The sequence below is a fragment of the Pseudomonas sp. SG-MS2 genome (assembly GCF_009933855.1).
In the GTDB taxonomy this organism is placed as follows: domain Bacteria; phylum Pseudomonadota; class Gammaproteobacteria; order Pseudomonadales; family Pseudomonadaceae; genus Aquipseudomonas; species Aquipseudomonas putida_E.
This window is the reverse complement of the sequence record NZ_MOMO01000062.1, coordinates 1-26,767: the sequence shown is the minus strand read 5'-3', so window position 1 is coordinate 26,767 and position 26,767 is coordinate 1. Positions and strand designations below refer to the sequence as shown.

The window sequence follows — 26,767 nt, the reverse complement described above, 5'->3', positions numbered from 1 at the left end:
ACCCGATGCCAGCCATATGACATCGGGTTTCGTTCACCGCCCGCTGCGCTTACTTGGTAGCGGTGCCGGCTGCTGCGCCATTGCCCAGCTCACGACGCTTGGACTTGATGATGTAGAAGACGAACATCACCAGCACCCACACCGGAATGGCATACACCGAAACCTGAATGCCCGGGATTTGCAGCATGATGCCCAGGATCAGTACCACGAATGCCAGGCAGATGTAGTTGCCATAGGGGTACCACAGGGCCTTGAACAGCGGCTTCTGGCCGGTGCGGTCCAAGTGCTGGCGGAACTTCAGGTGCGAGTAACTGATCATGGCCCAGTTGATCACCAGGGTCGCCACGACCAGCGACATCAGCAGCTCCAGCGCATCATGCGGCATGAAGTAGTTGAGCAGCACGGCAATCAGGGTAACGGCTGCCGACACCAGGATCGAACGCACCGGCACGCCGCGCTTGTCGACCTTGGCCAGGGCTGCGGGGGCATCACCTTGCTCGGCCATGCCCAGCAGCATGCGGGCATTGCAGTAGGTACCACTGTTGTACACCGACAGTGCCGCCGTCAGGACCACGAAGTTCAACAGGTGGGCGGCCACATCGCTGCCCAGCAGCGAGAACACCTGAACGAACGGGCTGCTACCGTAGCTGCCGCCAGAAGCATCGATGCTGGCGACCAGGCTGTCCCACGGGGTCAGCGACAGCAGAACGACCAGCGCACCGATGTAGAAGATCAGGATGCGGTAGATGACCTGGTTGATGGCCTTGGGGATCACGGTTCTCGGCTTGTCTGCTTCGGCTGCAGTGAAGCCGAGCATTTCCAGCCCCCCGAAGGAGAACATGATGAACGCCAGCGCCATGACCAGGCCGCTGACACCATGCGGGAAGAAGCCCCCATGCGCCCACAGGTTGGTCACCGAAGCCTCGGGGCCGCCGCTGCCGCTGGTCAGTAGGTAGGCGCCCAGGCCGATCATGCCGACGATGGCCGCGACCTTGATGATGGCGAACCAGAACTCGGCTTCGCCGAACACCTTCACGTTCATGAGGTTGATGACGTTGATCAGCAGGAAGAAGCCCGCTGCCGTGACCCACGTCGGGATCTCCGGCCACCAGTAGTGAATGTACTTGCCGACCGCCGTCAGCTCCGACATGCCCACCAGGATGTACAGCACCCAGCAGTTCCAGCCCGACATGAAACCGGCGAAACCGCCCCAGTACTTATGGGCAAAGTGGCTGAACGAACCGGCCACCGGCTCTTCGACGATCATCTCACCAAGCTGGCGCATGATCATGAAGGCGATGAAGCCGCAGATGGCGTAGCCCAGGATCATCGACGGGCCGGCGGATTTCATCACGCCTGCCGAGCCAAGGAACAGGCCGGTACCAATCGCGCCGCCAAGGGCGATCAACTGGATGTGGCGGTTCTTCAGGCCCCGCTTGAGCTCGCCTGAATGCATGTTGTGTTCACTCATGAACGAAGTCACCTGCATTGTTTTTATCTGTGACGGAATCGGACCCACCGCGCTCGTGGCGCAGCGGAATGGGCAAGGTGGTTACCTTGGTTTCTTGAACACAGTCGCCGCCGCAGCGGATCAGCCAGGTGTGAGCAAGAGTGCGCGGTACGCAAGAGGGTCACAGGTAAAACGCGGCGCACTGTATACCCCTGCAAGCGCGCAGGCGTCAACGCGTTGCGTCGTTTCCTCGGAAAAAACGCAGCGATCCTGTGGTAGGAAGCCCTGAAAGGCGGAGTGATCGGCGTACATGGCGCCTCCATTTGTTGTTCTATAGGCCCGGCTCTTCGGACGGGCTTTTGCACACGGCAATGGTCGCTATATCAGCGTGGGACGGGGGGTTGAGCAATAGGGCTGGCGGCGCAGGCGGGGCTCTTGACCTGCGGGAGCGGCAAGATCTGTTTACAGAGAAGGTGCCCAGCAAGAGAAACCGGGGCAATTCGTACAGTTTTCTTTACAGGGCGGTTTGAAAACTTGCCAGTCGTCCGAAAAATTCTTTTTCTTCAACATCTTGGCGCGCGGTGAGGCCCACACAAAACTGCACAAGAAAAAAAGCCAGCCCGAAGGCTGGCGTTTTGATCACGGCCTGAGCCGATCAGCCACGCGGTTTGCCGCGACCACGCCCTGCCGGCTTGTCACCGTCGGGCTTGGCCGGGCGCTTGCGCATCTCGCTTGGACGCTCAGCCACCGCACTGCCGCGGCTGCCTTTGCGTGGCGCTTCTTCACGCGGCTGGCGAGCCGGACGCTCGGCAGCTGCGGCTTCCTGCGCCGGGCGCAGGCTGCGCACACGCTCGCTACGCCCCATGGGCCGGGTCGACTTGCGCTGCAGGCGCTCCATCTTGTCTTTGGCCTTGAGGTTCATGGCAGGCAGCGCCACCGGCTGCAGGCCCACTTCAGCGGCCAGGATGTCGATTTCGCCCTGGGTCATTTCACGCCAGCGGCCCATCGGCAGATCGGAGTTGAGGAACACCGGGCCAAAACGCACGCGCTTGAGGCGGCTGACCACCATGCCCTGGGATTCCCACAGGCGGCGCACCTCACGGTTGCGGCCTTCCATCACCACGCAGTGGTACCAGTGGTTGAAACCTTCACCACCCGGGGCCTTCTGGATGTCGGTGAACTTGGCCGGGCCGTCTTCAAGCATCACGCCCGCCTTCAGGCGTTCGATCATCTCGTCGTCGACCTCGCCACGCACACGCACCGCGTATTCGCGGTCCATCTCGTAGGACGGGTGCATCAGGCGGTTGGCCAGTTCACCGTCGGTGGTGAACAGCAGCAGACCGGTGGTGTTGATGTCGAGTCGGCCAATGTTGATCCAGCGGCCTTCCTTCGGCCGCGGCAGGCGGTCGAACACGGTCGGGCGGCCTTCCGGGTCGTCACGGGTGCAGATCTCGCCATCGGGCTTGTTGTACATGATCACCCGGCGCGTGGCCTCGGCGGCCTCTTCGCGCTTGATCAGCTTGCCGTCGACAGCGATGGCATCGTGAAGGTCGACGCGCTGGCCGAGGGTGGCCGCGACGCCATTGACCTTGATGCGGCCCTGGCTGATCCAGGCTTCGACGTCACGGCGCGAACCCACGCCGATGCGCGCCAGCACTTTCTGCAGCTTTTCGCCGGCTGGCGGGGTGATTTCGGTATTTTGCAGGTCTTGCTCACTCATCTGGGCACCTCCCGGTGTAGGAATGAAAACAGAGGTTCTGGCGACGAACGCGCCAAAAGGTCGCGCATCATACGCGGTTCCAAAGGGGAACGCACTGGAGCTTAGAGGGTTTTCAGGGGGTGGAGTGGTTTTCTGCCCAGTGGTTTTGTAATGAAAGGGCCTGCCTCATCGCTGCCAAGCCGGCGCCCACAAGGCCGCGCAGCACCTGTAATCCCGGCGCCCAAGTCTCAGGGCTGCACCTTGTTTTGATCCTCAACCGCGACCTCAGGCTCTGGCGCATCTTCCTCTGGCAAATCATCGAAATCGGTCTTGAGCCCCTCCTCCATCGCATCCAGTTCCACCAGCAGGCTACGGAAGCTCGTCTCCTCCTTAGGTTCGGCGACCGCCTCCTCGTCGGCCAGGCTGGCATCGGCCAACGCCTGCAAATGCGCTGGCACCGGTGCATCATCCGGGTCCAGCAACGGCTCCGGCTCCATTTCGCGCAGCTCGGCCAAGGCCGGCAACTCGTCCAGGCTCTTGAGGTTGAAATGATCGAGAAACGCCTTGGTGGTGGCGAACATCGCCGGCCGCCCAGGGACCTCGCGGTGGCCAACTACCCGGATCCACTCACGCTCCATCAGGGTCTTGATGATGTTGCTGTTGACCGCAACACCCCGCACGTCCTCGATCTCGCCGCGGGTGATGGGCTGGCGGTAAGCGATCAAGGCCATGGTTTCGAGCAGCGCACGGGAATAGCGCTGCGGGCGCTCTTCCCACAGGCGGCCCACCCACGGCGCGAAATTGTCGCGAATCTGCAGGCGATAGCCGCTGGCCACTTCCTTGAGCTCGAAGGCCCGACCACTGCAGGATTTGCCGAGCACGTCCAAGGCTTTCTTGAATACCTTCGGCTCAGGGCGCTCGGCCTCCTCGAACAGCTCGTACAGCCGTTCAAGAGATTGCGGTTTGCCTGAGGCAAGCAGAAACGCCTCGATCAGCGACGCCAGGTCGCGGGGTTCATTCAGATTCATCAGGTTCTTCGACAGACTCGGCACGCACCCGGACATGGATCGCGGCGAAAGGCTCATTCTGCACCAGTTCGATCAGTGATTCCTTCACCAGCTCGAGAATTGCCATGAAGGTGACCACCACACCCAGCTTGCCTTCCTCAGCCGTGAACAGCTCCACGAAAGGCACGAAGCCGCCCCCCTTCAGCCGTTCGAGCACTTCGCTCATGCGCTCGCGGGTAGACAGCGTCTCACGGGTGATCTGGTGGCTTTCGAACAGGTCGTTGCGGCGCATGACCTCGGCCATCGAAACCAGCAACTCTTCCAGGCTGACCTGGGGCAACAGCTTGCGCACCTTGGCCTGGGGCGCCTCAAGGCGCGGCACCACGACGTCACGGCCAACCCGCGGCAGTTCGTCGATGCCTTCGGCCGCAGCCTTGAAACGCTCGTACTCCTGCAGGCGGCGGATAAGCTCGGCACGCGGGTCGCCTTCCTCCTCCTCGACCTCGGCGGAACGTGGCAGCAACATGCGCGACTTTATCTCGGCGAGCATGGCAGCCATCACCAGGTATTCGGCGGCCAACTCCAGGCGCACGCTTTTCATCAACTCGACGTACCCCATGTACTGGCGGGTAATCTCCGCCACGGGAATGTCAAGAATGTCGATGTTCTGCTTGCGGATCAGATAAAGCAGCAGGTCGAGCGGGCCTTCGAAGGCCTCGAGGATGACCTCCAGCGCGTCCGGTGGAATGTAAAGGTCCACCGGCATCTCGGTCAGGGCTTCGCCGTAAACCAGGGCCAACTGCAATTGTTGAGGCAGTTCGGCTTCGATGGCCGCAGCCTCGGGTATCTCCATCTGGCTCACGCGTTGACCAGAAATGGCGTGGGGTCGCCGCAACCTTCGCGGATCAGTTCGGGCTCGTCGCCAGACAGGTCGATGATGGTCGAGGCCTTCAGATCGCCGAAACCGCCGTCGATGACCAGGTCCACGTGATGCTCCAGGCGCTCGCGAATTTCATAGGGGTCGGTCATCGGCTCGGTATCACCGGGCAGGATCAGGCTCACGCTCATCAGCGGCTCACCCAACTCTGCCAGCAGTGCCAGAGTGATGCCGTGGTCCGGAACCCGCAGGCCGATGGTGCGACGCTTCTCGTGCAGCAACAGCCGCGGTACCTCGCGGGTGCCATTGAGGATGAACGTGTAGGGGCCGGGCACATGCGCCTTGAGAAGACGGAAAGTGCCGGTGTCGACCTTCGCGTACAGGCCCAACTGCGACATGTCGCAGCACATCAGGGTGAAATTGTGGGTCTTGTCCAAACCGCGCAGACGCCGAACCCTCTCGATCGCTGCCTTGTCACCGATCTGGCACCCCAGTGCGTAGGCCGAGTCGGTCGGATAGACGACCACACCGCCCTTGCGGATGATTTCCACCGCCTGGCGAATCAGCCGCGGCTGGGGGTTCTCCGGATGAATCTGGAAAAATTGGCTCACGAAGTCTTCCTGTTCATATCGCCATAGGTTGTTCATGGCTGAATCGGCGCCACAGAGGTGGCAGATCCTCAGGCAATGGCCGGTAGGCACCGATCTCGCCCCAGGTGCCGGGGCCGTGGAAATCGCTGCCAGCGCTTGCCAGCAGGCCGAACTCACGAGTGAGGATGGACATCGTGCCCACCTGCTCGGCAGGCATCATCCCATTGACCACTTCAAGCGCCTGCCCACCTGCCTGAATATAGTCGGCAATCAGGCGCCTGCGCTTGCTGCGGGTCAGATCGTAGTGCATTGGATGGGCCAGGCTCACCCAGGCGTTGGACTGGCGCAATGTGGCAACGGTTTCCTCGAGCGTCGGCCAATGCAGCTTGACGTCACCCAGCTTGCCGGCCCCCAACCACTTGCGAAACGCTTCACCACGGTCTTTGACGTGGCCTGCGCGCACCAGGTGCTCGGCAAAATGCGGCCGTGCCGGTGCGTTACCGCTGTCGCCCAACTCCTGCTGCACGGCGCGGGCACCCTCGAGGGTACCTGGCATGCCCTTGGCCGCCAGCCGTTTGTCGATTTCCTCGGCGCGCAGCCAGCGGCCACGGTGCAGGGATTCGATCGCTTCGAGCAGCGGCGGGGCTTCAAGCGGGAAGTCATACCCCAGTACATGGATGGTCGCGCCCCCCCACGTGCACGAAAGCTCCACCCCGCTGACCCAGCGCATGCCCCGTTCGACGCAGGCCTGGCGGGCCTCGGGCAGGCCCTCAAGGGTGTCATGGTCGGTCAGTGCCAACGTCTGCACCCCGTGCTCCTGGGCCCGGGCGACCAGGACCGCGGGCGCCAGGGCGCCGTCGGAGGCCGTGCTGTGACAGTGCAGATCAACATTCATAGAGGAGCGCTACCGCTGGATTCGATGTTTGTTATTATGCCGCCACATCCCGATTCTGGCTGCCATTGTGAAACAATTCATCGATTTCATCCCGCTGCTACTGTTCTTCATCGTCTACAAGCTCGACCCCCGCCCCATGGAAGTGGCAGGGCACAGCTTCGAATTCGGCGGTATCTATAGCGCCACGGCGATGCTGATCATCAGCTCGCTGGTGGTGTATGGCGCGCTGTTCCTGCGCCAGCGCAGGCTGGAGAAAGGCCAATGGCTGACGCTGGTCGCCTGCCTGGTATTCGGCGGCCTGACCCTGACCTTCCATAGCGAGACCTTCCTCAAGTGGAAGGCGCCGGTGGTCAACTGGCTGTTCGCCCTGGGCTTTGCCGGCAGCCACTTCATCGGGGACCGGGTGCTGATCAAGCGCATCATGGGCCACGCCCTGACCCTGCCCGATGCCATCTGGACCCGACTCAACCTGGCCTGGATCGCATTTTTCCTGTTCTGTGGCGCGGCCAACCTGTTCGTCGCCTTCACCTTCCAGGAGTTCTGGGTCGACTTCAAAGTCTTCGGCAGCCTGGGCATGACCGTGATATTCCTGGTGGCGCAGGGCGTGTACCTGTCGCGCCACCTGCACGACACTCCGTCTACCTCCAAAACCAAGGATTGACATGCTTTACGCCATCATTGCCAGCGACGTCGCAAATTCCCTGGAAAAACGCCTGGCCGCACGCCCGGCGCACATCGAACGCCTCAAGCAGCTGCAAAGCGAAGGCCGCGTGGTACTGGCCGGCCCGCACCCGGCCATCGACAGCAACGACCCGGGTGAAGCCGGTTTCAGCGGCAGCCTGATCGTCGCCGAGTTCGATTCCCTCAGCGCTGCCCAGGCCTGGGCCGATGCCGACCCGTACATTGCAGCGGGCGTTTACGACCAGGTCATCGTCAAACCTTTCAAGCAAGTCTTGCCCTGATCGATAAATTGTCGGCGTCTGCGGTATCTTTGCCACTGGCGAGCGCGTCAGACGCCGTCGATTTGAATTGAGTGAGTCATGAGCGAGCTGTTACTGATTGATGATGACCAGGAACTCTGCGAGCTGCTCGGCAGCTGGCTGACCCAGGAAGGTTTTGCCGTCCGCGCCTGCCATGATGGCCAGAGCGCGCGCCGAGCGTTGGCCGAACATGCACCGGCAGCGGTAGTGCTCGACGTGATGCTGCCTGACGGTAGCGGCCTTGAGCTGCTCAAACAGCTGCGCAGCGACCATGCAGAGCTGCCGGTGCTGATGTTGTCGGCCCGCGGCGAGCCGCTGGACCGCATTCTCGGCCTGGAACTGGGCGCTGACGATTACCTGGCCAAGCCCTGCGACCCGCGTGAGCTGACCGCCCGCTTGCGCGCAGTGCTGCGCCGCAGCCACCCGACCGCTACCACTACACAGGTGGAGATCGGCGACCTGGCCTTCAGCCCCGTGCGCGGCGTGGTCAGCATCGATGGCCGCGAGATGACCCTTACCCTGTCTGAAAGCCGTATCCTCGAAGCTCTGCTGCGCCAGCCAGGCGAGCCGCTGGACAAGCAGGAGCTTGCGCAGATCGGCCTGGGCCGCAAGCTGACCCTTTACGATCGCAGCCTGGACATGCACGTCAGCAACCTGCGCAAGAAGGTCGGCCCGCACGCCGACGGCCGCCCGCGCATCGTCGCACTGCGTAGCCGCGGCTACTACTACAGCCTGTAGGCAGGGGCTGCTGCAAGCTCGCAGCTCGCAGCTCGCAGCGCTTTCTTTACCCAGCCTTTACCGTTCGCTGACTGCGCTTGACCTTGATCTCCCTAGACTGAGCTCATCCGGTAACCACCGGCCCATGACAGGAGAGACACCATGCGCAAGACCTTGATCGCCCTGATGTTCGCCGCTGCCCTGCCGACCGTGGCCATGGCCATGCCTGAAGGCGGCCCGCGTCACGACGGCCCGCATCATCGCGGTGACGCGCCTTACGCCCAGCTGGACCTGAGCCGCGACCAGCGCCAGCAGATTGGCAAGCTGATGGGCGACCAGATGAAAAACCGCCGCGACATCACCGAACGCTACCTGGCCAAACTGCCGGCAGCGGACCAGAAGGCCATGAAGGACGAACTGAAAGCCAGCCGCGACAAGACCGATAGCCAGGTCCGTGCCCTGCTCAAGCCAGAGCAGCAGAAGAAGTTCGACGAACTGCAAAAAGCGCGTGAAGCACGCAAGGCTGAATGGAAGGAATTCCAGGCCTGGAAAGCTGAAAAAGCCGGCAAGGCCCAGTAAGCTGTCCCACCAATGCCCGGCCCGCCCACAAGCGCGCCGGGCTTTTCCCGTTTAGGAGGTGCTCTTGCGTTCTCTGTTCTGGCGCATCCTGGCCAGTTTCTGGCTGGCTATCACCCTGGTCGCAGGCCTGTCGATCCTGCTGGGCCATATGCTCAACCAGGATGCCTGGATACTCAGCCGCCACCCCGGTCTCAGTACGCTCGCCAGCCGTTGGGTCAAGCACTATGAACACGAAGGCCTGGCGTCGGCTCAGCATTTTCTCGAACGACGCAAGCAGCGCTTCAAGATCGATGTACAGGTGCTCGACGACAGTGGCGAGGCCGTGGTACCCGGTACCTTCCCGCGCCGCGCCGCAGCCTTCGAGGCACGCCAGCACAATGACGAGCGCCGCCTGCCCTGGCGTCGCCTGACCGAGGAATACACCAGCCCCGAAAGCGGTGAGACGTACCTGCTGATCTACCGTATTCCGCACCCGGAACTGGACGCCTGGCACCGCGAGAGCCTGCTCTGGCCCCTGAGCGCCCTGGGCATAGCCCTGGTGGTGCTGACCCTGTTCAGCCTGCTGGTGACCCTGTCCATCACCCGCCCGCTGAGCCGCCTGCGCAGTGCGGTGCACGACCTTGGCCAGGCCAGCTACCAGCAAAACAGCTTGGCGCGCCTGGCTGCACGGCGTGATGAGTTCGGCGTGCTGGCCAAGGACTTCAACAAGATGGGTGCCCGCTTGCAGAGCCTGATCGGCAGCCAGCGCCAGTTGCTGCGCGACGTTTCCCACGAACTGCGCTCACCGCTGGCGCGTCTGCGCATCGCCCTGGCGCTTGCCGAACGGGCTGAAGCCGAGCAGCGCCAAGCCTTGTGGCCGCGTCTGACCCGCGAATGTGACCGGCTGGAAGACCTGATCAGCGAAATTCTGACGCTGGCCCGGGTCGATGCTGAGCAGTCTCACGCCGAAACGGTCGACCTCAACGCCCTGCTGGGCAGCGTGCGCAAGGACGCACAGCTCAGCGCACCGGAGCAGGACGTTCGGCTGGAGGCGCAACCGGGCTTGACCTTGCAAGGCTGGCCGACGCTGATCGAACGTGCCGTGGACAATTTGCTGCGCAACGCCTTGCGTTTCAATCCGCAGGGGCAGCCGATCGAGGTGCGCGCCGGGCGCGAGCAGGGGCGCATCGTCGTGAGTGTGCGTGACCATGGGCCGGGGGTGTCGGCGGAGCACCTGGCGCAGCTGGGTGAGCCGTTCTTCCGTGCCCCCGGGCAGGAAGCACCCGGGCATGGCCTGGGGCTGGCGATTGCGCGCAAGGCGGCGGAGCGCCATGGCGGGAGGCTGGTACTGGAGAACCACCCACAGGGCGGTTTTGTCGCCCGGCTGGAATTGCCGCTGGAAGTGGAGATTGGCAGTTGAATCCGAGAGGGCTGCGCTGCAGCCCAATCGCCGGCAAGCCGGCTCCCACAGGTACCTCGCTGCTCTCCAGCTCAGCGCAAACCCAGTGGGCCGGCTTGCCGGCGATTGGGCCGCACAGTGGCCCCTGGCGTCATTCGCCCCAGGCGCTGACGAACTCGGCGGTTTGCAGAACCGGTGCAGTACGCGGCTCGGCCATCGGCGTACCGACATACAGGTAACCGATCAACTCTTCGTTCTCGCCCAGCCCCAAGCCCTTGTGCACATGGGCATCGAAGGCCATGTCGCCGGTACGCCACACTGCACCGATACCTTGGGCATGTGCGGCTATCAGGATGCCATGCGCCGCACAGCCTGCCGCCAGGCGCTGCTCCGACATCGGCACCTTGTAGTGGTCCTGCAGCCTGGCGATCACCACGATCAGCAGCGGCGCACGCAACGGCATGGCGCGGGCCTTGTCCAGCGCAGCCTGGGTAGCATCGCCCTTGTTCTGCACCGCTTCGGCAAACAGCTCGCCGAGCTTCTCGCGGCCCTGGCCTTCGATGGTCAGAAAGCGCCATGGCCGCAGCTGGCCGTGATCGGGCGCGCGCAGCGCAGCCTGGAACAGCGCCTCGCGCTGGGCGGCATTTGGCGCAGGTTCAGTGAGGCGTGGCACGGATACACGGTTGAGCAATGCGTCGAGAGCCTCCATCGGCTACCCTCCTGGCAGTTGAATGTGCGGCCATTCTCAAGCTGCAAGCTGCAAGCTGCAAGCGCCAAGCAGAAGCCGCCCGGTGCACACGGCCATTTCTTCCAGCTTCTAGCTCGCAGCTTGCAGCTGCCAGACCCATAGGTAGAATGGCGCCCTTCCGTTCAGAGTCAGAGCAGATCACATGGCGTTGCCGACCTTAAGGATCATTGGTTTCATCATCGGCATCTTCCTGATCACCCTGGCGGTCAGCATGGTCGTACCCATGGCGACGCTGGTGGTCTTCGAACGTACCGGCGACATGCCGTCGTTCCTCTGGTCAAGCCTGATCACCTTCGTGGCAGGCTTGCTCCTGATCATCCAGGGCCGCCCGGAGCATGTGCACCTGCGCCCGCGCGACATGTACCTGTTGACTGTCAGCAGTTGGCTGGTGGTAGGCGTGTTCGCCGCCCTGCCCTTCCTGCTGACCCAGCACATCAGCTACACCGACGCCTTCTTCGAAAGCATGTCCGGCATCACTGCCACTGGTGCCACCGTGCTCAGCGGGCTGGACACCATGTCGCCGGGCATCCTGATGTGGCGCTCGATGCTGCACTGGCTCGGCGGTATCGGCTTCATCGCCATGGCGGTGGCGATCCTGCCGCTGCTGCGCATCGGTGGCATGCGCCTGTTCCAGACCGAATCGTCCGACCGCTCGGAGAAGGTCATGCCGCGCTCGCACATGGTCGCCAAGTCGATCGTCGGGGTGTACGTCTGCTTCTCGGTGCTGGGCGCCCTGGCCTTCTGGTGGGCCGGCATGAAGCCGTTCGACGCCATCAACCATGCCATGTCGGCCATTTCCACCGGGGGGTTCTCGACCTCCGACCAGTCCCTCGCCAAATGGGACATCCCTGCCGTGCACTGGGTCGCGGTGGTAGTGATGATCCTTGGCAGCCTGCCCTTCGCCTTGTACGTGGCCACCCTGCGCGGCAACCGCAAGGCGCTGATTCGCGACCAGCAGGTCCAGGGGCTGCTTGGCTTGCTGGTGGTCACCTGGCTGGTGCTGGGTACCTGGTACTGGGCCACTACCAACCTGCACTGGCTCGATGCCTTGCGCCACGTGGCGTTCAACGTGACCTCGGTGATCACCACCACCGGTTTCGCCCTGGGCGACTACAGCCTGTGGGGCAATTTTTCGCTGATGCTGTTCTTCTATCTGGGCTTCGTCGGTGGCTGCTCTGGTTCGACCGCCGGCGGTATCAAGATCTTCCGCTTCCAGGTGGCCTACATCCTGCTCAAGGCCAGCCTCAACCAGTTGATTCACCCACGCGCCGTGATCAAACAGAAATACAACGGCCATCGCCTGGACGAAGAGATCGTGCGCTCGATCCTGACCTTCTCGTTCTTCTTCGCGATCACCATCTGCGTCATGGCGTTGCTACTGTCGCTGCTGGGCGTGGACTGGATGACCGCACTGACCGGCGCCGCCGCAACCGTTTCGGGCGTTGGCCCGGGCCTGGGTGATGTGATCGGCCCGGCAGGCAACTACGCCATGCTGCCAGACGCTGCCAAGTGGATTCTTGCCGGCGGCATGCTGCTCGGCCGCCTGGAGATCATCACGGTGCTGGTGCTGTGCATGCCGGCGTTCTGGCGTCACTGACCACTTCGGGGTCCGCGCCCAGACGGGCGCGATACTCGCTGGGGGTGACGTCGAACCAGCGGCGGAAGGCCCGGTAGAAGTTGCTCGGGTCAGCGAACCCCAACAGGTAGGCGGTTTCCAGCAAGGTCATGCCGGGCTGGGCGAGGTACTGCTCTGCCAGCTCGCGACGGGTATCGTCCAACAGTGCCTGGAAGCTGGTGCCCTCTTCCTGCAAGCGGCGCTGCAGGGTGCGCTGGGACAGGTGCAGCGCCTGGGCCAGGGTTTCCCGCTTGGGTTCGCCCTGAGGCAGGATGCGGCAAAGCACCTGGCGCACCCGGTGGGTCACCCGGCTTTCAGAGAAGCGTGCCAGATATTCCCCGGCAAACCGGTCGTGCAGAATGGCCATGGCCTCATTGGCGGTCGGTAGCGCAGCTTCCATGTCGGCGCGCTCGAACACCAGCGCGTCGTACGGCGCACCGAACACCAGCGGGGAATGGAAAGCCACCTTGTAGGGCTCGACGTTCTTGGGTTGAGGCCCCTGGATCAGCACCCGCCGCGGCTGGATGGGCCGCCCGCTGAGCCACTTGCACAGCGCCAGCGCACAGGCCAGCGAAGCCTCTGCACTGTGCCGTGTCGGTGGCAGGTGATCACCGTGCACGGTGAGAATCAGCGAATACCCCTCAGGCCCCAGGCGGAAGCTCAGGTCGGAGCTTTCGGCGATGATGCGCTGGTAGCGCACCAGGCGCTCGAAACCTTCAGCCAGGGTGCGGCTGGACATCAAGGCGTAGCCCACCACATGGAACGAAGCCGGCCTGACCACCCGCGCCATGTTCAGGCCGATCGCTTCATTGCCCGACAGTTCTACAGCCAGTTGCCAAAGGCGGGTCATGGAATCCTGAGGGAACCGCGCATCGGGGTCGTCGAGGGCAGCGAAATCCAGGCCGAGTTGCTCGAACATGGCCGGGCAGTCGAGCCCTTCCAGCTCGAGCGCCTTCACAATCCCTGATGCCCAGCTGGCTGACGTGGTTCTCTCACTCATGACAGGCTTCTTATCCTGACCGCTTCATGCGGTTAACCTCAAGGATACTCATTTGGCGCCTATTGTCACTGGTAGGCTCCGCCAATGACTCTAGACTCGATTCAGGCTCCACGCCGTGTATCCTGTCAAAAAGTGTCAATCCTGGAGCACTGCTCATGAACAGCACAGCGCAGTTTCGCAGTTTTGCCGAGTTCTACCCCTATTACCTGGGGGAGCACAGCAACCCCACCTGCCGGCGCCTGCACTTTGTCGGTACCAGCCTGGTGATCGCCCTGCTGGCGTACACGATCGGCAGCGGCAAATGGCTGCTGCTACTGGCAGTGCCGCTGTTCGGCTATGGGTTTGCCTGGGTCGGGCACTTCTTTTTCGAGAAAAACCGGCCGGCAACCTTCAAGCATCCGCTGTACAGCCTGATTGGCGATTTCGCCATGTTCCGCGACATTCTGCTGGGCAGGATCAGCCTCTAGTTTCTCGGGCGCCTGTCACGCAGGTTCGCGCAACCCCGCAACGCCCTCTGCCTGCCGTAGCTGTGCGTCGGCCAGCCGGTACAGCTCGATACTGCCATCCCAATGCTCGATCAGCGCAGTGCAGGATTCCACCCAATCGCCACAGTTGAGGTAATCCACATCCCCGACCTTGCGGATTTCGGCATGGTGGATATGCCCGCACACCACCCCGTGAAAGCCGCGACGGGTGCACTCATGGGCAATGGCATCCTCGAAATCGCTGATGAAGTTCACCGCGCCTTTGACCTTGTGCTTGAGGTAGGCCGAAAGCGACCAATAACCATAACCGTAGCGGGCCCGCCAGTGGTTGAGCCAGCGGTTGAGGACCAGCGTGAATTCGTAGGCACGGTCACCGAGAAAAGCCAGCCAGCGGTGATAACGGGTAATCACATCGAACTGGTCACCATGGATCACTAGCAGCCGACGACCATCAGCGGTGAGATGCTCGGCCTCGTCCACCAACTGGATGTTGCCCAGAACCAGCCTGGAGTAGCGCCGCAGGAACTCATCATGGTTGCCCGTCACGTAGATCACCTCGGTGCCACGTTTGCTCATGGTCAACAAACGGCGGATCACGTTGGTGTGGGCCTGCGGCCAGTAGATACCGCCGCGCAGCTTCCAGCCATCGATGATGTCGCCGACCAGATAGATACGGTCGGCCTGGTAGCCCTTGAGAAAGCGCGACAGGTGTTCGGCCTGACAGTCGCGGGTGCCCAGATGCACGTCATATATCCACAAGGTGCGTACGCGCTGCTTGCGTGACGGGCGAGAGAGTTCGGCATGGGTCATGGGCGGGCTCCGGCGCTGTTTGCTGGAGACTGGCATCCGCACATGACAGGCTGGTGGCAGCGATGTGATCGGTGCTGGCCAGCCAGGAATACGGCACAATGGCGCTCTGCCCTGCGAGGACCCACCATGACCGCCGGCCCGATTCTTTCCCTTCGCCACTACCGCGACGACGTGATCGCCCACAGCCACGACCACCCACAGTTGGTGTTCGGCCTGCGTGGCCGGCTGGACTTCGAGGTGCAAGGGCATGGGGCACGGATCGACCGTCAAGGCCTGATCGTTGTGCCGGCCGGCGCCCATCACACCTGTGGCAGCGATGCCGGCAGCCACTGCCTGGTCCTCGATGTACCGAGCGATGATTGGCTGGACGAGCAACTCGGCGAGCATGCCAACGCCAGCCGGCGCCTGCTGGACCGCTCTGCCGCGCTGGGCCTGGACCCTCGCCAGCAGCAACTGGTGGACTGGCTGGCGGCAAGCCCGGTGGACGATCCGCTGATCGCCCGCCAAGGGGCAGCGTTGCTGCTGGCCTGCCTCAACCCGGCGCCGGCAGCCAACATCACACCCAGCCATCGCCTGCCTTATGCTGCCTTCGACGGTCACATCGAGCAGCACGCAGCCCACCCGCTGCAGGTGGCCGACCTGGCGCGAATCGCCGGGTTGTCCACTGCGCGGTTGCATGCACGATTTACTGCCGAGTGCGGCATGACACCGATGGACTACATTCGCCAGCGGCGCCTGCTCAAAGCGCGCGAGCTGGTTACCCGCACATTGCTACCGATGGGCGAGATCGCCGCGCGAGTGGGGTACAGCTCGCAGAGTGCGTTTTCGGCGGCGATACTGCGGGCCTTTGGTTGCACACCCGGGGCGTTGCGACGAGCGTCTGGCGACAAAGAACGCTAGGGTGGCGACAGACCGCGTTTGTGGGGAGCTTTACACTGTGCCTGTCCCGGCCTCTTCGGGTAAACGCACAAAAAGTCCGCGACTGAACAAACGCATTTCAAAGGACCACCATGAACCACCGTACAGCCCTGGGCGCCCTGCACATCGGCGCACTGTTCTTCGGCCTGACCGGCGTGTTTGGCAAACTGGCCGCCAGCGCCAGCCCGGCCATAATCGTCTTCGGCCGTGCCGCCTTCGCCGTGCTCGCCCTTGCGCTGTTCGCCAGCCTCGCCGGCCCAGGCTGGCAGCGCCTGCGCAGCCAGGACGTACAGCGCCTCTTGCTGGGTGGTGTGCTGCTGGCCGGCCACTGGGTCAGCTTCTTCATCGCCGTCAAAGTCGGTGGCGTGGCTATCGCCACCCTCGGCTTCGCCAGTTTCCCGGCGTTTACCGTGATGCTCGAAGGGGTGCTGTTCCGTGAACGCATCCGCCGCAACGAAGCACTGCTGGTATTGCTGGTGAGCATCGGCCTGGTTCTGGTGACGCCGTCTTTCGACCTGGCCAGCGAAGCCACGGGCGGACTGCTGTGGGCGCTGCTTTCCGGCTTGCTGTTCTCGCTGCTGTCGCTGACCAACCGGGCAGGCTCGGGGCGCTTGCCCGCCGTACAGGCAGCGCTGTGGCAAAACCTCGTGGTCGGCCTGTGCCTGTTGCCGTTCGCCGTGCATGGCCTGGGCGCGGTGAAGCCGATGGACTGGCTGTGGATCGCCCTGCTAGGGGTTTTCTGCACGGGCGTCGCCCACAGCCTGTTCGTCGCCAGCCTGGCAGTGATCAAGGCACGCACTGCCGCGGTGGTTTTCGGCATGGAACCGGTCTACGGCATCGCTGTTGCCTGGATGGTGTTCGCCGAAACACCAACCCTGCGCATGCTGCTGGGCGGTGCACTGATCATCTTCGCCATTGTGCTTTCCAGCCGCCTTGGCGCCGAGCAGCCGCCCAAGCCACGCACCGTGGCCGAGGGCGCCTGATCAGCGATCGTTGTGCCCAAGGTCGCGCTGCGGGTCGATCTGGTCACGCACGCGCTGCTTGAGCACCTTGGCCTCTGGGAAACCACCGTCAGCCTTGCGTTCCCAGATCTGCACGCCATTGCAGGTGATGCGGAAGGTGCCGCCGGTAGCGGGCTCCAGCGCCACCCGGGCCAGGTCGTCGGCGAAGGTGCTGAGCAGTTCCTGGGCCAGCCAGGCGGCGCGCAGCAGCCATTGGCACTGCGTGCAATATGTGATGACGATTTCCGGCTTGTTGTCGGCCATGGTGCGCTTTCTCCAGGTAGGGGCCGCTTATACTAGCGGTCTTTAACCCCCTGTTTGAGACTCACGATGCGCCGCCTGCTGTTCTGCCTTTTGCTGACGCTCAGCTCTTTCACCGTGCTCGCCGAAGCGGCACGCCCCAAGGTCGGCCTGGTACTCTCCGGGGGCGCCGCCCGTGGCCTGGCCCACATCGGCGTGCTCAAGGCCCTGGAGGAACAGGGCGTGCGCATCGACGCCATCGCCGGCACCAGCATGGGCGCGGTGGTTGGCGGCCTGTATGCGTCCGGCTACAGCGTCGAGGAGCTGGAAAAACTCGCCACTACGCTCGACTGGCAGCAGGCGTTGTCCGATGCCCCACCGCGCAAGGACGTGCCCTTCCGGCGCAAGCAGGATGACCGCGACTTTCTGGTCAAGCAGAAGCTCAGTTTTCGAGACGACGGCAGCCTTGGCCTGCCACTTGGGGTGATTCAGGGCCAGAACCTCGCACTGCTGCTGGAAAGCAAGCTGGCCCACACCGCCGATACCCGCGATTTCGACAAGTTGCCAATACCGTTCCGCGCCGTGGCAACCGACATCGCCAGCGGCGAGAAGGTGGTATTCCGCCGCGGCCACCTGCCCCAGGTGATCCGCGCCAGCATGTCGATCCCGGCGGTGTTCGCCCCGGTCGAGCTTGATGGGCGCCTGCTGGTGGACGGCGGCATGGTCGACAACATACCCGTGGATGTGGCCCGGGACATGGGCGTTGATCTGGCCATCGTCGTCGATATCGGCACCCCGCTGCGTGACCGCAAGCAACTGGCCACGGTGGTGGATGTACTCAACCAGTCGATCACCCTGATGACACGGCGCAATTCCGAAGAACAACTGGCCAGTTTGCATAGGGATGACATCCTCATCCAGCCACAGCTGGCCGCGTTCGGCGTCACCGACTTCGGCCGCGCGCGCGACATGATCGACGCCGGCTACCGTGCAACCCGCCTGCTCGACCCTCGCCTGGCCACCCTGCGCCAGCCTGAAGGCGATGCCGAACTGGCCATGGCACGCTCACCGCGCCAGCGCACCCCGGTGATCACCGCCATCAAGGTGGAGAACGATTCCAAGGTCAGCGATGACGTGATCCGCTATTACATCCGCCAGCCGATCGGCGAACCGCTGGAGCTCGACCGCCTGCAAACCGACATGGGCACCCTGTATGGCCTGGACTACTTCGACCGCGTGCAATACCGCGTGGTCCATAAAGGCGACGACAACACCCTGGTGATCAACGCTCGTGGCAAGCGCGGCGGCACCGATTACCTGCGCCTGGGCCTGAACCTGTCGGACGACCTGCGCGGCGACAGCGCCTTCAACCTGGGCGCCAGCTATCGGGTCAATGGTATCAACCAGTTGGGCGCCGAGTGGCTGACGCGCGCGCAGATCGGTGACAAGCAGGAGCTCTACAGCGAGTTCTACCAGCCGCTTGACGTGGGCTCACGCTACTTCATCGCCCCCTATCTGGACTTCGGCTCGCAGAACATCGAAGCCACCCTGGACAGCGACCCAGTAGCCGAATACCGCCTCGAGCGCTACGGTTTCGGTCTCAACGTCGGCCGCCAGATCGGCACCTATGGCGAAGTGCGCCTGGGTGCGGGCAAGGCCTGGGGCGAGGCCGAGGTTCGCATTGGTGAACAGGACCTGCCCAAGGTCAGTTTCAACGAAGGTTTCTACGAGCTGAAATACTCGTTCGACACGCTCGACAATGTGTACTTCCCGCACAGTGGCGAGAACATAGGCCTAACCCTGCGCAAATACGACAAATCGCTGGACTCGGACGCGGACTATCGCCAGTGGATGTTCAATCTGGACAAGGCTTTGAGCAGCGGGCCGAACACGCTGGTGCTCGGTGGTGGGTATGGACGCACGCTCGACGACACCGAAGTCGTGACGTCGAGCTTTGTGCTTGGCGGGGCGCGGCAACTGTCCGGGTTCCGCCAGGACTCGGTATCCGGGCAGAACGTGAGCCTGCTGCGCATGGTCTATTACCGCCGCCTCACGCCGCGTTCCTATCTGCCGCTGGACTTCCCGCTGTACATAGGCGGGTCACTCGAGCGCGGACGGGCGTGGAACAACGACAATGAGTTCGACAGTGGCTACATCAATGCCGCAAGTATCTTCCTGGGGCTGGACACGCCACTGGGGCCGTTGAGCCTCAGCTATGGGGCCAACAGCGCGGATGAGCAGGCAATCTACTTGAACCTGGGCAATACGTTCTGAGCCTGAAGCCCGAACCGGGCCTCAGGATTTTTCCAGGTTGGCCAGAATCTTCGCATGCACCCGCATGCACACATCCAGGTCAGCCTCATCCACCCCGGTGAACAATTCCAGGCGCAGGGCATTGGCGATGGTTTCGATCTGCTCGATCAGGGGCTTGGCCGGTGGACACAACTGGATCTTCTTCGCCCGCCGGTCCTCGAGCACCGCCTGGCGTCGAACCAGGCCCTGGTTTTCCAGGCTGTCTAGCAGACGCGCCAGGGTCGGGCCTTCCACGCCTACACTTTGCGCCAGCTCGCGCTGGGTCGGCGCTTCTTCGAAACGAGCCAGGTGCAGCAACACCAGCCAGCGCGCCTGGGACAGGTTGAGCCCGGCCAGGCGGCGATCCAGTTCGGCACGCCAGCCACGGGACATCTGGGCCAGCTGCATGCCGAAACGGTGTTGGTTGTCGGTCAGGGGCATAAACAACTCATTGACTAGAACTAATTATTAGTCAGCTAACCATGCCCCGGCCCATCAGGCAAGGCTGCCCTACCCGCAAAGCCCTGAAAATCGTCAAAAAGGATGACATTGATCAGCGGATGTCCGAAATGTCTTCCATCGTCAGAGCTCGAATTCCGCCGCCAGCGCAGCACGCACGCAGTACAGCACACCCTCGGGTATGCGTGCGCCGAACAGCGGAGCAATGGCCGAGACCGGTGGCAGCTCGCCTTCGCCATCGAGGAAGGCATCCTGCACCTCCATCAGCAAGTCTTCAGGCAGGTCCAGCGCCTGGTCCAGGCTCAGTTCCTGGCGCCCAATGGCCTCGGCCAGCAAGCTGTAGACGTTCTTTTCGCTGCAATTGAGCTGGCCGGCGATCTGTGCCGGGGTCATGCCGGCACGGGCAAGGCTGACTAGTTCGTGGCGCAGGTCGAGTACCACCTTGGGCGCCTCGGTGGTGCCACCGGCGTCATTGAGCACTTCGAGGAAAGCCTGGCCATAGCGCTCCAGCTTGCGCGCACCCACGCCGCTGACCTGGGCCATGTCGCTGAGGCTGGCCGGCTGGCTGCGCAGCATCTCCAGCAGCGTGGAGTCCGGGAAGATGACATAAGGCGGCACGCTGTGCTCTTCGGCCAGTTTGCGGCGCAACGTGCGCAGCGCTTCCCACAGCTCGCGCTCTTCGGCGCGCACCAGCTGGCTGGCCGGGCTGCCGCCGCCGGAAGAGGTTTTCGCCACTGTCTGCGGCTTGAGGTCGCGACGCAACTGCAAGGTCACTTCGCCGCGCAGCAGCGGCCTGCAGCTGTCGGACAGGCGCAGGCCGCCGTAGCCTTCCAGGTCGATGTCGACCAGCCCGCGGGCCACCAACTGGCGGAACAGCGAACGCCATTCAACCTCGGCCATCGCCTTGCCAACACCGAACACCGAGAGTTTTTCGTGGCCGAAATTGCGCACTTTCTCGGTATCCTTGCCCAGCAGCACATCGATCAGGTGGCCGACACCATAACGCTGGCCGGTACGGAACACCGCCGACAGCGCCTGGCGCGCAGGCTCGGTGGCATCCCAGGTCTGGACCTGGTCGACGCAGTTGTCGCAATGCCCGCAGGGCTGTTCGAGTACTTCATCGAAATAGGCCAGCAACGCCTGGCGGCGACAACGGGTTTCCTCGCACAGCGCCAGCATGGCGTCGAGCTTGTGTTGCTCGACGCGCTTGTGGCGCTCGTCCCCGTCGGAGTTCTGCAGCATCTGCTTGAGCATCACCATGTCCTGCAGGCCGTAGGCCATCCAGGCATCGGACGGCAGGCCATCCCGGCCGGCACGCCCCGTCTCCTGGTAATAGGCCTCGAGCGACTTGGGCAGGTCGAGGTGGGCGACGAAGCGTACGTTGGGCTTGTCGATGCCCATGCCGAAGGCGATGGTGGCGACCATGATCAGCCCTTCCTCGTTGAGGAAGCGGTGCTGGTTGGCCGAACGGGTTTCAGCAGCCAGGCCGGCGTGGTACGGCAACGCCGGGAAGCCTTGGTCGCACAGGTAGGCAGCGGTCTCATCGACCTTCTTGCGTGACAGGCAGTAGACAATACCGGCGTTGCCGCGGCGCTCGCCGAGGAAGGCCATCAACTGCTTGCGCGGCGACTCCTTGGGCACGATGCGGTAGAAGATATTTGGCCGGTCGAAGCTCGACAGGAAGCGTTCGGCGCCCTGCAGGTGCAGGCGCTGGACGATTTCCTCGCGGGTGCGCATGTCGGCGGTAGCGGTCAGGGCGATGCGCGGCACGTGCGGGAACAGCTCGGCCAGCTGGCCCAGTTGCAAGTATTCCGGGCGGAAATCGTGACCCCATTGCGAAACGCAGTGGGCCTCGTCGATGGCGAACAGGGAAACGTCCAGGCCGCGAAGGAAATCCAGCATCCGCGGCTGTACCAGGCGCTCAGGCGCCAGGTAAAGCATCTTCACTTCACCGCGACGCAGGCGCCCGGCGAGGTCACGCTGCTGTTCCGCACTGAGGGTGGAGTTCAGGGCAGCCGCCGCGACCCCGAGTTCATCGAGGGTGGCGACCTGGTCGTCCATCAGCGCGATCAGCGGCGACACCACCACGGTCAGGCCCGGGCGCAACAGCCCAGGTACCTGGAAACACAGCGACTTGCCGCCACCGGTGGGCATCAGCACCAGGGCATCGCCGCCATTGGCCACGCATTCGATGATTGCTGCCTGGCGCCCACGGAAACTGTCGTAGCCGAAGATATCCTTGAGAACGCGCTGAGCCTGTTCGAGCATGTGCAACTCCACAAATCGCCGTACCATCCTGGACACAGGCTGGACGAAAAACCCGCTCCGCACACGCCAAATGCGTAAGCGGCTTTTGCCAGAGGCCGGGGAAACCCGCCCCTTGGGTGAAAAACCGCGAAGTATACCCCAGTGCCAGGCTGTGCAGGATGCCCGGTGACAGACGTTCCCTTTGCCCCGCCATCGCCGCAAGGTGCTAGAATTCACTATCGTTTATTCCCCAAGGTAGCCCTGTAATGTCCTTCGCCGAGCAACTGACCCGCCTGCAAGCCTTCCTCGACGCCGATGAGCTGCACGAAGAAGCGCTGGACTACGTCGCCGCCCACGGCTACCTGACCGCGCTGTCGATCTGCTCGGAAGACGTCCCCGAACGTGAATGGATCGACGCGCTGTTCGCCGAAGAGCCCCATTACGCCAGCGATGCCCAGCGCACCGAGATCGAAGCTACCTTGGTGGCACTGAAGGGCCATATCGCCCGTCAGCTGGCCAGCGACGAAGAATTCGATCTGCCGTGCGAGCTGGACCTGACCGACGAGCCGGACGACTCCGACCTGCGCGGCTGGTGCATCGGCTTCATGGAAGGCGTTTTCCTGCGTGAAGAGGCCTGGTTCGAGAACGCCGAAGAAGAAGTCAGCGAGATGCTGCTGCCGATCATGGTCGGTTCGGGCCTGTTCGACGAACAACCGGAATTCGCCGACATCGCCAGCAACGCCAACCTGCAGGACGACATGATCGTGCAGATCCCAGAGGCGCTGAGCGCGTTGTTCCTGCTGCTGCACGCACCTGACGAGAAGCCTGCGCTGCTCAAACCGCGCCACCACTGAGTCGGCTGTGCGCTACCTGCTGCTGGCCATCGGCTGGCTCAGCGTCGCGCTGGGGGTGCTGGGGATCTTCCTGCCGGTGTTGCCCACCACCCCTTTCCTGCTGCTGGCGGCGGCCTGCTTCGCCCGCAGCTCGCCACGCTTTCATCACTGGCTGGTCAACCACCCCACGCTAGGGCCGTGGATCCGCGACTACCTGAGCGGTGAAGGTATCCCCTTGAAGGGCAAGGTATACGCCATCGGCCTGATGTGGGCGAGCATCGGCCTGTCCTGCTACCTGGTGCCCCTGTTCTGGGCACGGGCCTTCATGCTGACCAGTGCGGTGCTTGTGAGCCTGTACATTCTCAAACAGAAGACATTGCACCGGCCAGGCTGAACAGCGCAGCCAGCTCTGGCGCTACCGCCGGCAATCCGGAGATAGCGCCACAAGCTTCAAGCAAACTTGCAGGCCGCGCAGCTCACACCGTGTCCACCTTCAACGAATGATCATCGATCATCCCGTTGATGATGGTCGCCGTATCCGGCCCCGCCGATATCACCCCGCCCGCCCCCGCCGTCACGCCGTAGTGCTGCGCAAGGTCAACGCCGGCCAGGTCGATCGTCTGCGTCGGCGCCGCCCCCGCCACGCTGCTGACTTCAATGGTCGATGCCACTGTCGCCCCGGCGCCACTGACCTTGAAGTGCAGGTATTCATCCAGGGACGCCGCCGTGGCGTGTTCACCCGTCAGCAGCTGCGACAGGTCGAGCTTGTCGCTGCCTGGGGTGAAATCGTTGAGCGTGTCATGGCCGCTGTCGTTCTTCTGCCAGACGAAAGTGTCGCTGCCATTGCCACCGATCAAAATGTCATTGCCGCCGCCCCCTTTGAGCACATCATTGCCTGCACCGCCGTTGAGCACGTTGTTGGCACTGTTGCCGATCAAGGTATCGTCATAGTCCGAGCCGACCAGGTTGTAAATGCCACTCAAGGTTTCAACGCCCGCACCTCCAGTGTCCTGCGCCCCTTCAAGGCTTAGGTCGACGGTGACCGCGCCCTCGGCTTGAGCATAGTCAGCCGTAGCGCTCGCCCCCTGGGCAGCGGCGGCATTGGCTTCAAGCGAAGCAATGTCGATGACTCCAGCAGTGAAGTGCTCACTGCCTGCGCCCGTGAGCGGGGCCGCGTCCTGCGCATTGGCGTAGTCGAGGACCATGTTCAGTTTGTAGCTCTCGCCGCCTTTGCCTGCACCCAACGGGTCGCTGAGGTGAATGCTGTACACCCCGTCATGGCTGGCCGTGAAGCTGTCTCCCGAGGCGATGGACTGATAGCTGCCACCGGCATCCTTCCACTGCATTGCCAGGTCGCCGCCATCGGGCGTGTGATTCAGCTGCAAGGCTTCACCTTTGCGCAGGGTGACATTGATCACTTCTTCGGCATTGCCTTGGGCGTTGACCATGCCGGACGCGCCCAGATAGCCGAGCACCACCAGCGCCGCGGTCATGCTGCTGGCATCGAGCGTGAACGCGCTGCGATCGACAACCCGTTGCTCCTGCCCCCTGGCGTACCCGGCGCCACATTCGGCTATCGAATTGTCGTGCACGTTGATCGTGATGGTCGCGGTGCTTTCGTCACCGTCAGCATCACGAATGGTGTAGACGAAGGTGTCGGTAGCATCCCGCGGTGCCACGACGCTCGGGTCGGAGTGGTAAATCGCATTCCCCCTGGCGTCCAGTATGAGATAGCCATACTGGCCTGCCACCTGGCTGCCGAGCTGACCGATAGCCGAGGTGCAGGTGTCATCGCCAGCGCGCACGCCCACCACGTAGCCGCAATCGCCCGGCACGTCAGCGCCGATCACATCGTTGGACAGGACATTGCCACGCACCTCCTCGCCTTTGCTGACACTTACAAAATCGCAATGGGCCTGCGGCACGTCATCCACGATGGTGATGGTGACGCTGCTGGTGGTCCAGTTACCTTGCGTATCCTCCACCCTGTAAGTGAATGATTCCCCGACGGTATTGGCACCATCGTTGGCATGGGTCGGCGAATTCGCTGGTGAAGTCAGGGTGTAGGTGTAGGAGCCGTCTGCGTTCAGGTGGATCTGACCGTACTCGCCTATGCCATTGCCTATCAGGCTGTAGGTCAATGCACCGACGCCGCCACCGACTTGTCCGACCAGGCTGCCTGCAGCCGTTTCGGCAGTCGAGCAAGGCTCACTGCCGTTGACATTTCCGGCCGCCAGGTCCTGGCCATCCTTGGTCAGGTCAAGCGCTTTTTCGTAAACCGTGACCCCACCGTCGCCACAGGGCTGAAGCGACTGGTCATGCACGTTGATGGTCACGGTAGCGGTACTTTCGTCGCCGTCGGCATCGCGAATGGTGTAAACAAAGGTGTCGAGCGCATCCCGCGGCGCTACGGCATTGGGGTTGGAGTGATACTCGGCGTTGCCCTGGGCATCAAGGGTCAGGTAGCCGTACTGCCCATACACATGGCTGTCGAGCTGACCGTTGGCAGCGGTGGAGGTGTCATGCCCGGCGCGCACGCCAATCACATAGGCGCCGTCATTCGAGGTATCGGCACCCACCACATCGTTGTACATCACGTTGCCGCGCACGATGTCGCCCTTGCCCACGCTGACGAAATCGCAATGGGCTTGCGGGACGTCATCGACGATGGTGATGCTGACGCTGCTGGTGGTCCAGTTGCCCACCGTGTCCTGCACCCGGTAGGTGAAGGATTCGGTGACGGTATTGGCGCCGTCGTTGGCATGGGTCGGCGAGTTCGCCGGCGAGGTCAGGGTGTAGGTGTATGAACCGTCAGCATTGAGGAGCAACTGGCCGTATTGGCCAAAGGCATCGCCGACCAAGGTGTAGGTCAACGCCCCCACGCCTCCTGCAACCTGGCCGACCAGGCTGCCGGAAGCGGTCTCGCGGGTCGACTCTGGGTCGCTGCCGGTGGCGGTTCCAACAGCCAGGTCGTGACCATCGCGGTGCAGGTCCAGCGCGTTTTCGAACACCGTGACGCCCCCGTCACCACATGGCTGCAGTGAAGGGTTGTGCACATTGATGGTGATGGTCGTGGTGCTTTCGTCGCCGTCGGCATCACGAACGGTGTAGACGAAAGTATCCAGCGCATCACGCGGCGCGACGGCATCGGGGTTGGAGTGGTACTCGGCATTGCCCTGGGCATCGATGATCAGATAGCCGTACTGGCCATGCACCTGACTGTCGAGCTGGCCGAGCGCAGAGCTAGAGGTATCGTTGCCAGCGCGCACGCCTACCACGTACTTGCCATCGCTCAGGGTGTCGGCACCGACCACATCGTTGTACATGACATTGCCGCTGACCACATCACCTTTGGCGACACTGACGAAATCGGCGTTAGCCGTCGGTACATCGTCGACGATGCTGATGACGATCGTGCTGGTGGTCGAATTACCCTGAGAATCCTGCACCTGGTAGGTGAAGGTTTCAGTCACGGTATTGGCGCCGTCGTTGGCATGGGTCGGCGAATTCGCCGGTGAGGTCAGGGTGTAGGTGTAAGAGCCATCAGCGTTCAGCAGGATCTGACCGTACTGGCCGACAGCATTGCCGACCAAGGTGTAGGTCAGTGCGCCGACCCCGCCACTGGTCGAGCCGGCCAGGGTGCCAGAGGCCGTTTCCTGGTGCGATGCTGGGTCGCTGCCAATCACGGTGCCGGCGGCCAGGTCGCCACCGTCCTTATGCAGGTCCAGCGCTTTCTCGTAGACCGTGACGTCGTGGTCCGCACAGGTCATCAGCGCACTATGCACATTGATCGTTATGGTCGTGGTGCTTTCGTCGCCATCGGCGTCGCGAATGGTATAGACGAAGGTGTCCACGGCATCCCGTGGTGAGGTGACGTTCGGGTTGGAGTGATACTCGGCGTTGCCCTGGGCATCGATGGTCAGGTAGCCGTACTGGCCGTTGACCTG

At 63.0% G+C, this 26,767-nt stretch carries 25 protein-coding genes; 12 read left to right on the top strand and 13 right to left on the bottom strand.

Features of this window, described 5'->3' with window-relative positions; translation table 11 throughout:
• Positions 1–49: 49 nt before the first annotated feature.
• The 6 genes from BLX42_RS04555 to BLX42_RS04530 form a co-directional block, all read right to left on the bottom strand.
• Positions 50–1,471 carry an amino acid permease gene (locus tag BLX42_RS04555; protein ID WP_161871241.1) on the bottom strand — a complete coding sequence of 474 codons (1,422 nt, stop codon included), beginning with the start codon at positions 1,469–1,471 and terminating at the stop codon, positions 50–52.
• A gap of 634 nt (positions 1,472–2,105) precedes the next feature.
• Positions 2,106–3,170 (bottom strand): 23S rRNA pseudouridine(2605) synthase RluB, encoded by a 1,065-nt coding sequence (gene rluB, locus BLX42_RS04550; RefSeq protein WP_046785403.1) that lies wholly within the window; start codon positions 3,168–3,170, stop codon positions 2,106–2,108.
• A gap of 227 nt (positions 3,171–3,397) precedes the next feature.
• On the bottom strand, positions 3,398–4,177 hold the full coding sequence (gene scpB / locus BLX42_RS04545; protein ID WP_119687585.1) for an SMC-Scp complex subunit ScpB: 780 nt from the start codon (positions 4,175–4,177) through the stop codon (positions 3,398–3,400).
• The gene (locus BLX42_RS04540; protein ID WP_161871245.1) at positions 4,164–4,889 is read right to left on the bottom strand and encodes a ScpA family protein; all 726 of its coding nucleotides are present in this window, start codon (positions 4,887–4,889) and stop codon (positions 4,164–4,166) included. Before BLX42_RS04540 ends, scpB begins: the two co-directional genes overlap by 14 nt.
• 125 nt (positions 4,890–5,014) lie before the next feature.
• The gene (locus BLX42_RS04535) at positions 5,015–5,644 is read right to left on the bottom strand and encodes an L-threonylcarbamoyladenylate synthase (RefSeq protein WP_039604644.1); all 630 of its coding nucleotides are present in this window, start codon (positions 5,642–5,644) and stop codon (positions 5,015–5,017) included.
• Positions 5,645–5,657: 13 nt separating this feature from the next.
• Positions 5,658–6,518 carry a PHP domain-containing protein gene (locus BLX42_RS04530; protein WP_046785406.1) on the bottom strand — a complete coding sequence of 287 codons (861 nt, stop codon included), beginning with the start codon at positions 6,516–6,518 and terminating at the stop codon, positions 5,658–5,660.
• Between the two features lie 67 nt (positions 6,519–6,585).
• Between BLX42_RS04530 and BLX42_RS04525 the strand changes: the two genes are divergently transcribed.
• The 5 genes from BLX42_RS04525 (at position 6,586) to BLX42_RS04505 (ending at position 10,193) form a co-directional block, all read left to right on the top strand.
• Positions 6,586–7,179: a septation protein A gene (locus tag BLX42_RS04525; protein WP_161871240.1), complete on the top strand. Its 594-nt coding sequence runs from the start codon at positions 6,586–6,588 to the stop codon at positions 7,177–7,179.
• Between the two features lies 1 nt (position 7,180).
• Complete coding sequence (locus tag BLX42_RS04520; RefSeq protein ID WP_039604111.1) at positions 7,181–7,480, top strand: YciI family protein; 300 nt, start codon at positions 7,181–7,183, stop codon at positions 7,478–7,480.
• A gap of 78 nt (positions 7,481–7,558) precedes the next feature.
• Positions 7,559–8,236 (top strand): response regulator transcription factor, encoded by a 678-nt coding sequence (locus BLX42_RS04515; RefSeq protein WP_046785408.1) that lies wholly within the window; start codon positions 7,559–7,561, stop codon positions 8,234–8,236.
• A gap of 141 nt (positions 8,237–8,377) precedes the next feature.
• Positions 8,378–8,794, top strand: a complete 417-nt coding sequence (locus BLX42_RS04510) for a Spy/CpxP family protein refolding chaperone (RefSeq protein ID WP_161871239.1) — start codon at positions 8,378–8,380, stop codon at positions 8,792–8,794.
• Between the two features lie 58 nt (positions 8,795–8,852).
• Entirely contained in the window at positions 8,853–10,193 is a 1,341-nt protein-coding gene (locus BLX42_RS04505; RefSeq protein WP_046785410.1) for a HAMP domain-containing sensor histidine kinase, read from the top strand.
• Positions 10,194–10,323: 130 nt separating this feature from the next.
• Here BLX42_RS04505 and BLX42_RS04500 read toward each other — a convergent pair whose 3' ends face one another.
• Positions 10,324–10,881 (bottom strand): NAD(P)H nitroreductase, encoded by a 558-nt coding sequence (locus tag BLX42_RS04500; protein WP_046785411.1) that lies wholly within the window; start codon positions 10,879–10,881, stop codon positions 10,324–10,326.
• A 181-nt stretch (positions 10,882–11,062) separates the two neighbouring features.
• Here BLX42_RS04500 and BLX42_RS04495 point away from each other — a divergent pair, with 181 nt between their 5' ends.
• Complete coding sequence (locus tag BLX42_RS04495; protein ID WP_115274146.1) at positions 11,063–12,517, top strand: TrkH family potassium uptake protein; 1,455 nt, start codon at positions 11,063–11,065, stop codon at positions 12,515–12,517.
• On the opposite strand, the gene BLX42_RS04490 is transcribed toward BLX42_RS04495, so the two are convergent.
• Positions 12,474–13,535, bottom strand: a complete 1,062-nt coding sequence (locus tag BLX42_RS04490) for an AraC family transcriptional regulator (RefSeq protein ID WP_161871238.1) — start codon at positions 13,533–13,535, stop codon at positions 12,474–12,476. The genes BLX42_RS04495 and BLX42_RS04490 overlap by 44 nt on opposite strands.
• 155 nt (positions 13,536–13,690) lie before the next feature.
• Here BLX42_RS04490 and BLX42_RS04485 point away from each other — a divergent pair, with 155 nt between their 5' ends.
• The gene (locus tag BLX42_RS04485; protein ID WP_008091834.1) at positions 13,691–14,002 is read left to right on the top strand and encodes a DUF962 domain-containing protein; all 312 of its coding nucleotides are present in this window, start codon (positions 13,691–13,693) and stop codon (positions 14,000–14,002) included.
• 15 nt (positions 14,003–14,017) lie between these two features.
• Here the strand turns inward: BLX42_RS04485 and BLX42_RS04480 are convergent, their stop codons facing one another.
• Positions 14,018–14,830, bottom strand: a complete 813-nt coding sequence (locus BLX42_RS04480; RefSeq protein WP_161871237.1) for a UDP-2,3-diacylglucosamine diphosphatase — start codon at positions 14,828–14,830, stop codon at positions 14,018–14,020.
• 126 nt (positions 14,831–14,956) lie between these two features.
• Here BLX42_RS04480 and BLX42_RS04475 point away from each other — a divergent pair, with 126 nt between their 5' ends.
• Positions 14,957–15,730: an AraC family transcriptional regulator gene (locus tag BLX42_RS04475; protein WP_046785413.1), complete on the top strand. Its 774-nt coding sequence runs from the start codon at positions 14,957–14,959 to the stop codon at positions 15,728–15,730.
• 110 nt (positions 15,731–15,840) lie between these two features.
• Entirely contained in the window at positions 15,841–16,731 is an 891-nt protein-coding gene (locus BLX42_RS04470; RefSeq protein WP_115274145.1) for a DMT family transporter, read from the top strand.
• Here BLX42_RS04470 and BLX42_RS04465 read toward each other — a convergent pair whose 3' ends face one another.
• Positions 16,732–17,013, bottom strand: coding sequence for a SelT/SelW/SelH family protein (locus BLX42_RS04465; RefSeq protein ID WP_125924520.1), 282 nt, complete (start codon positions 17,011–17,013; stop codon positions 16,732–16,734).
• A 66-nt stretch (positions 17,014–17,079) separates the two neighbouring features.
• Here BLX42_RS04465 and BLX42_RS04460 point away from each other — a divergent pair, with 66 nt between their 5' ends.
• Positions 17,080–19,263: a patatin-like phospholipase family protein gene (locus tag BLX42_RS04460; RefSeq protein WP_161871236.1), complete on the top strand. Its 2,184-nt coding sequence runs from the start codon at positions 17,080–17,082 to the stop codon at positions 19,261–19,263.
• Between the two features lie 21 nt (positions 19,264–19,284).
• On the opposite strand, the gene BLX42_RS04455 is transcribed toward BLX42_RS04460, so the two are convergent.
• A complete protein-coding gene (locus BLX42_RS04455; protein ID WP_046785416.1) occupies positions 19,285–19,722 on the bottom strand; it encodes a MarR family transcriptional regulator in 438 nt (145 codons plus the stop codon).
• 141 nt (positions 19,723–19,863) lie between these two features.
• Positions 19,864–22,008: a DNA helicase RecQ gene (gene recQ / locus BLX42_RS04450; RefSeq protein WP_046785417.1), complete on the bottom strand. Its 2,145-nt coding sequence runs from the start codon at positions 22,006–22,008 to the stop codon at positions 19,864–19,866.
• Between the two features lie 245 nt (positions 22,009–22,253).
• On the opposite strand from recQ, the gene BLX42_RS04445 reads away from it, so the two are divergent.
• The gene (locus BLX42_RS04445) at positions 22,254–22,841 is read left to right on the top strand and encodes a YecA family protein (RefSeq protein ID WP_039602166.1); all 588 of its coding nucleotides are present in this window, start codon (positions 22,254–22,256) and stop codon (positions 22,839–22,841) included.
• On the top strand, positions 22,813–23,214 hold the full coding sequence (locus tag BLX42_RS04440) for a YbaN family protein (RefSeq protein WP_218176412.1): 402 nt from the start codon (positions 22,813–22,815) through the stop codon (positions 23,212–23,214). Before BLX42_RS04445 ends, BLX42_RS04440 begins: the two co-directional genes overlap by 29 nt.
• 82 nt (positions 23,215–23,296) lie before the next feature.
• Here BLX42_RS04440 and BLX42_RS04435 read toward each other — a convergent pair.
• Positions 23,297–26,767: Ig-like domain-containing protein (locus BLX42_RS04435; protein WP_161871235.1), on the bottom strand; the 3,471-nt coding region annotated here is incomplete at its 5' end.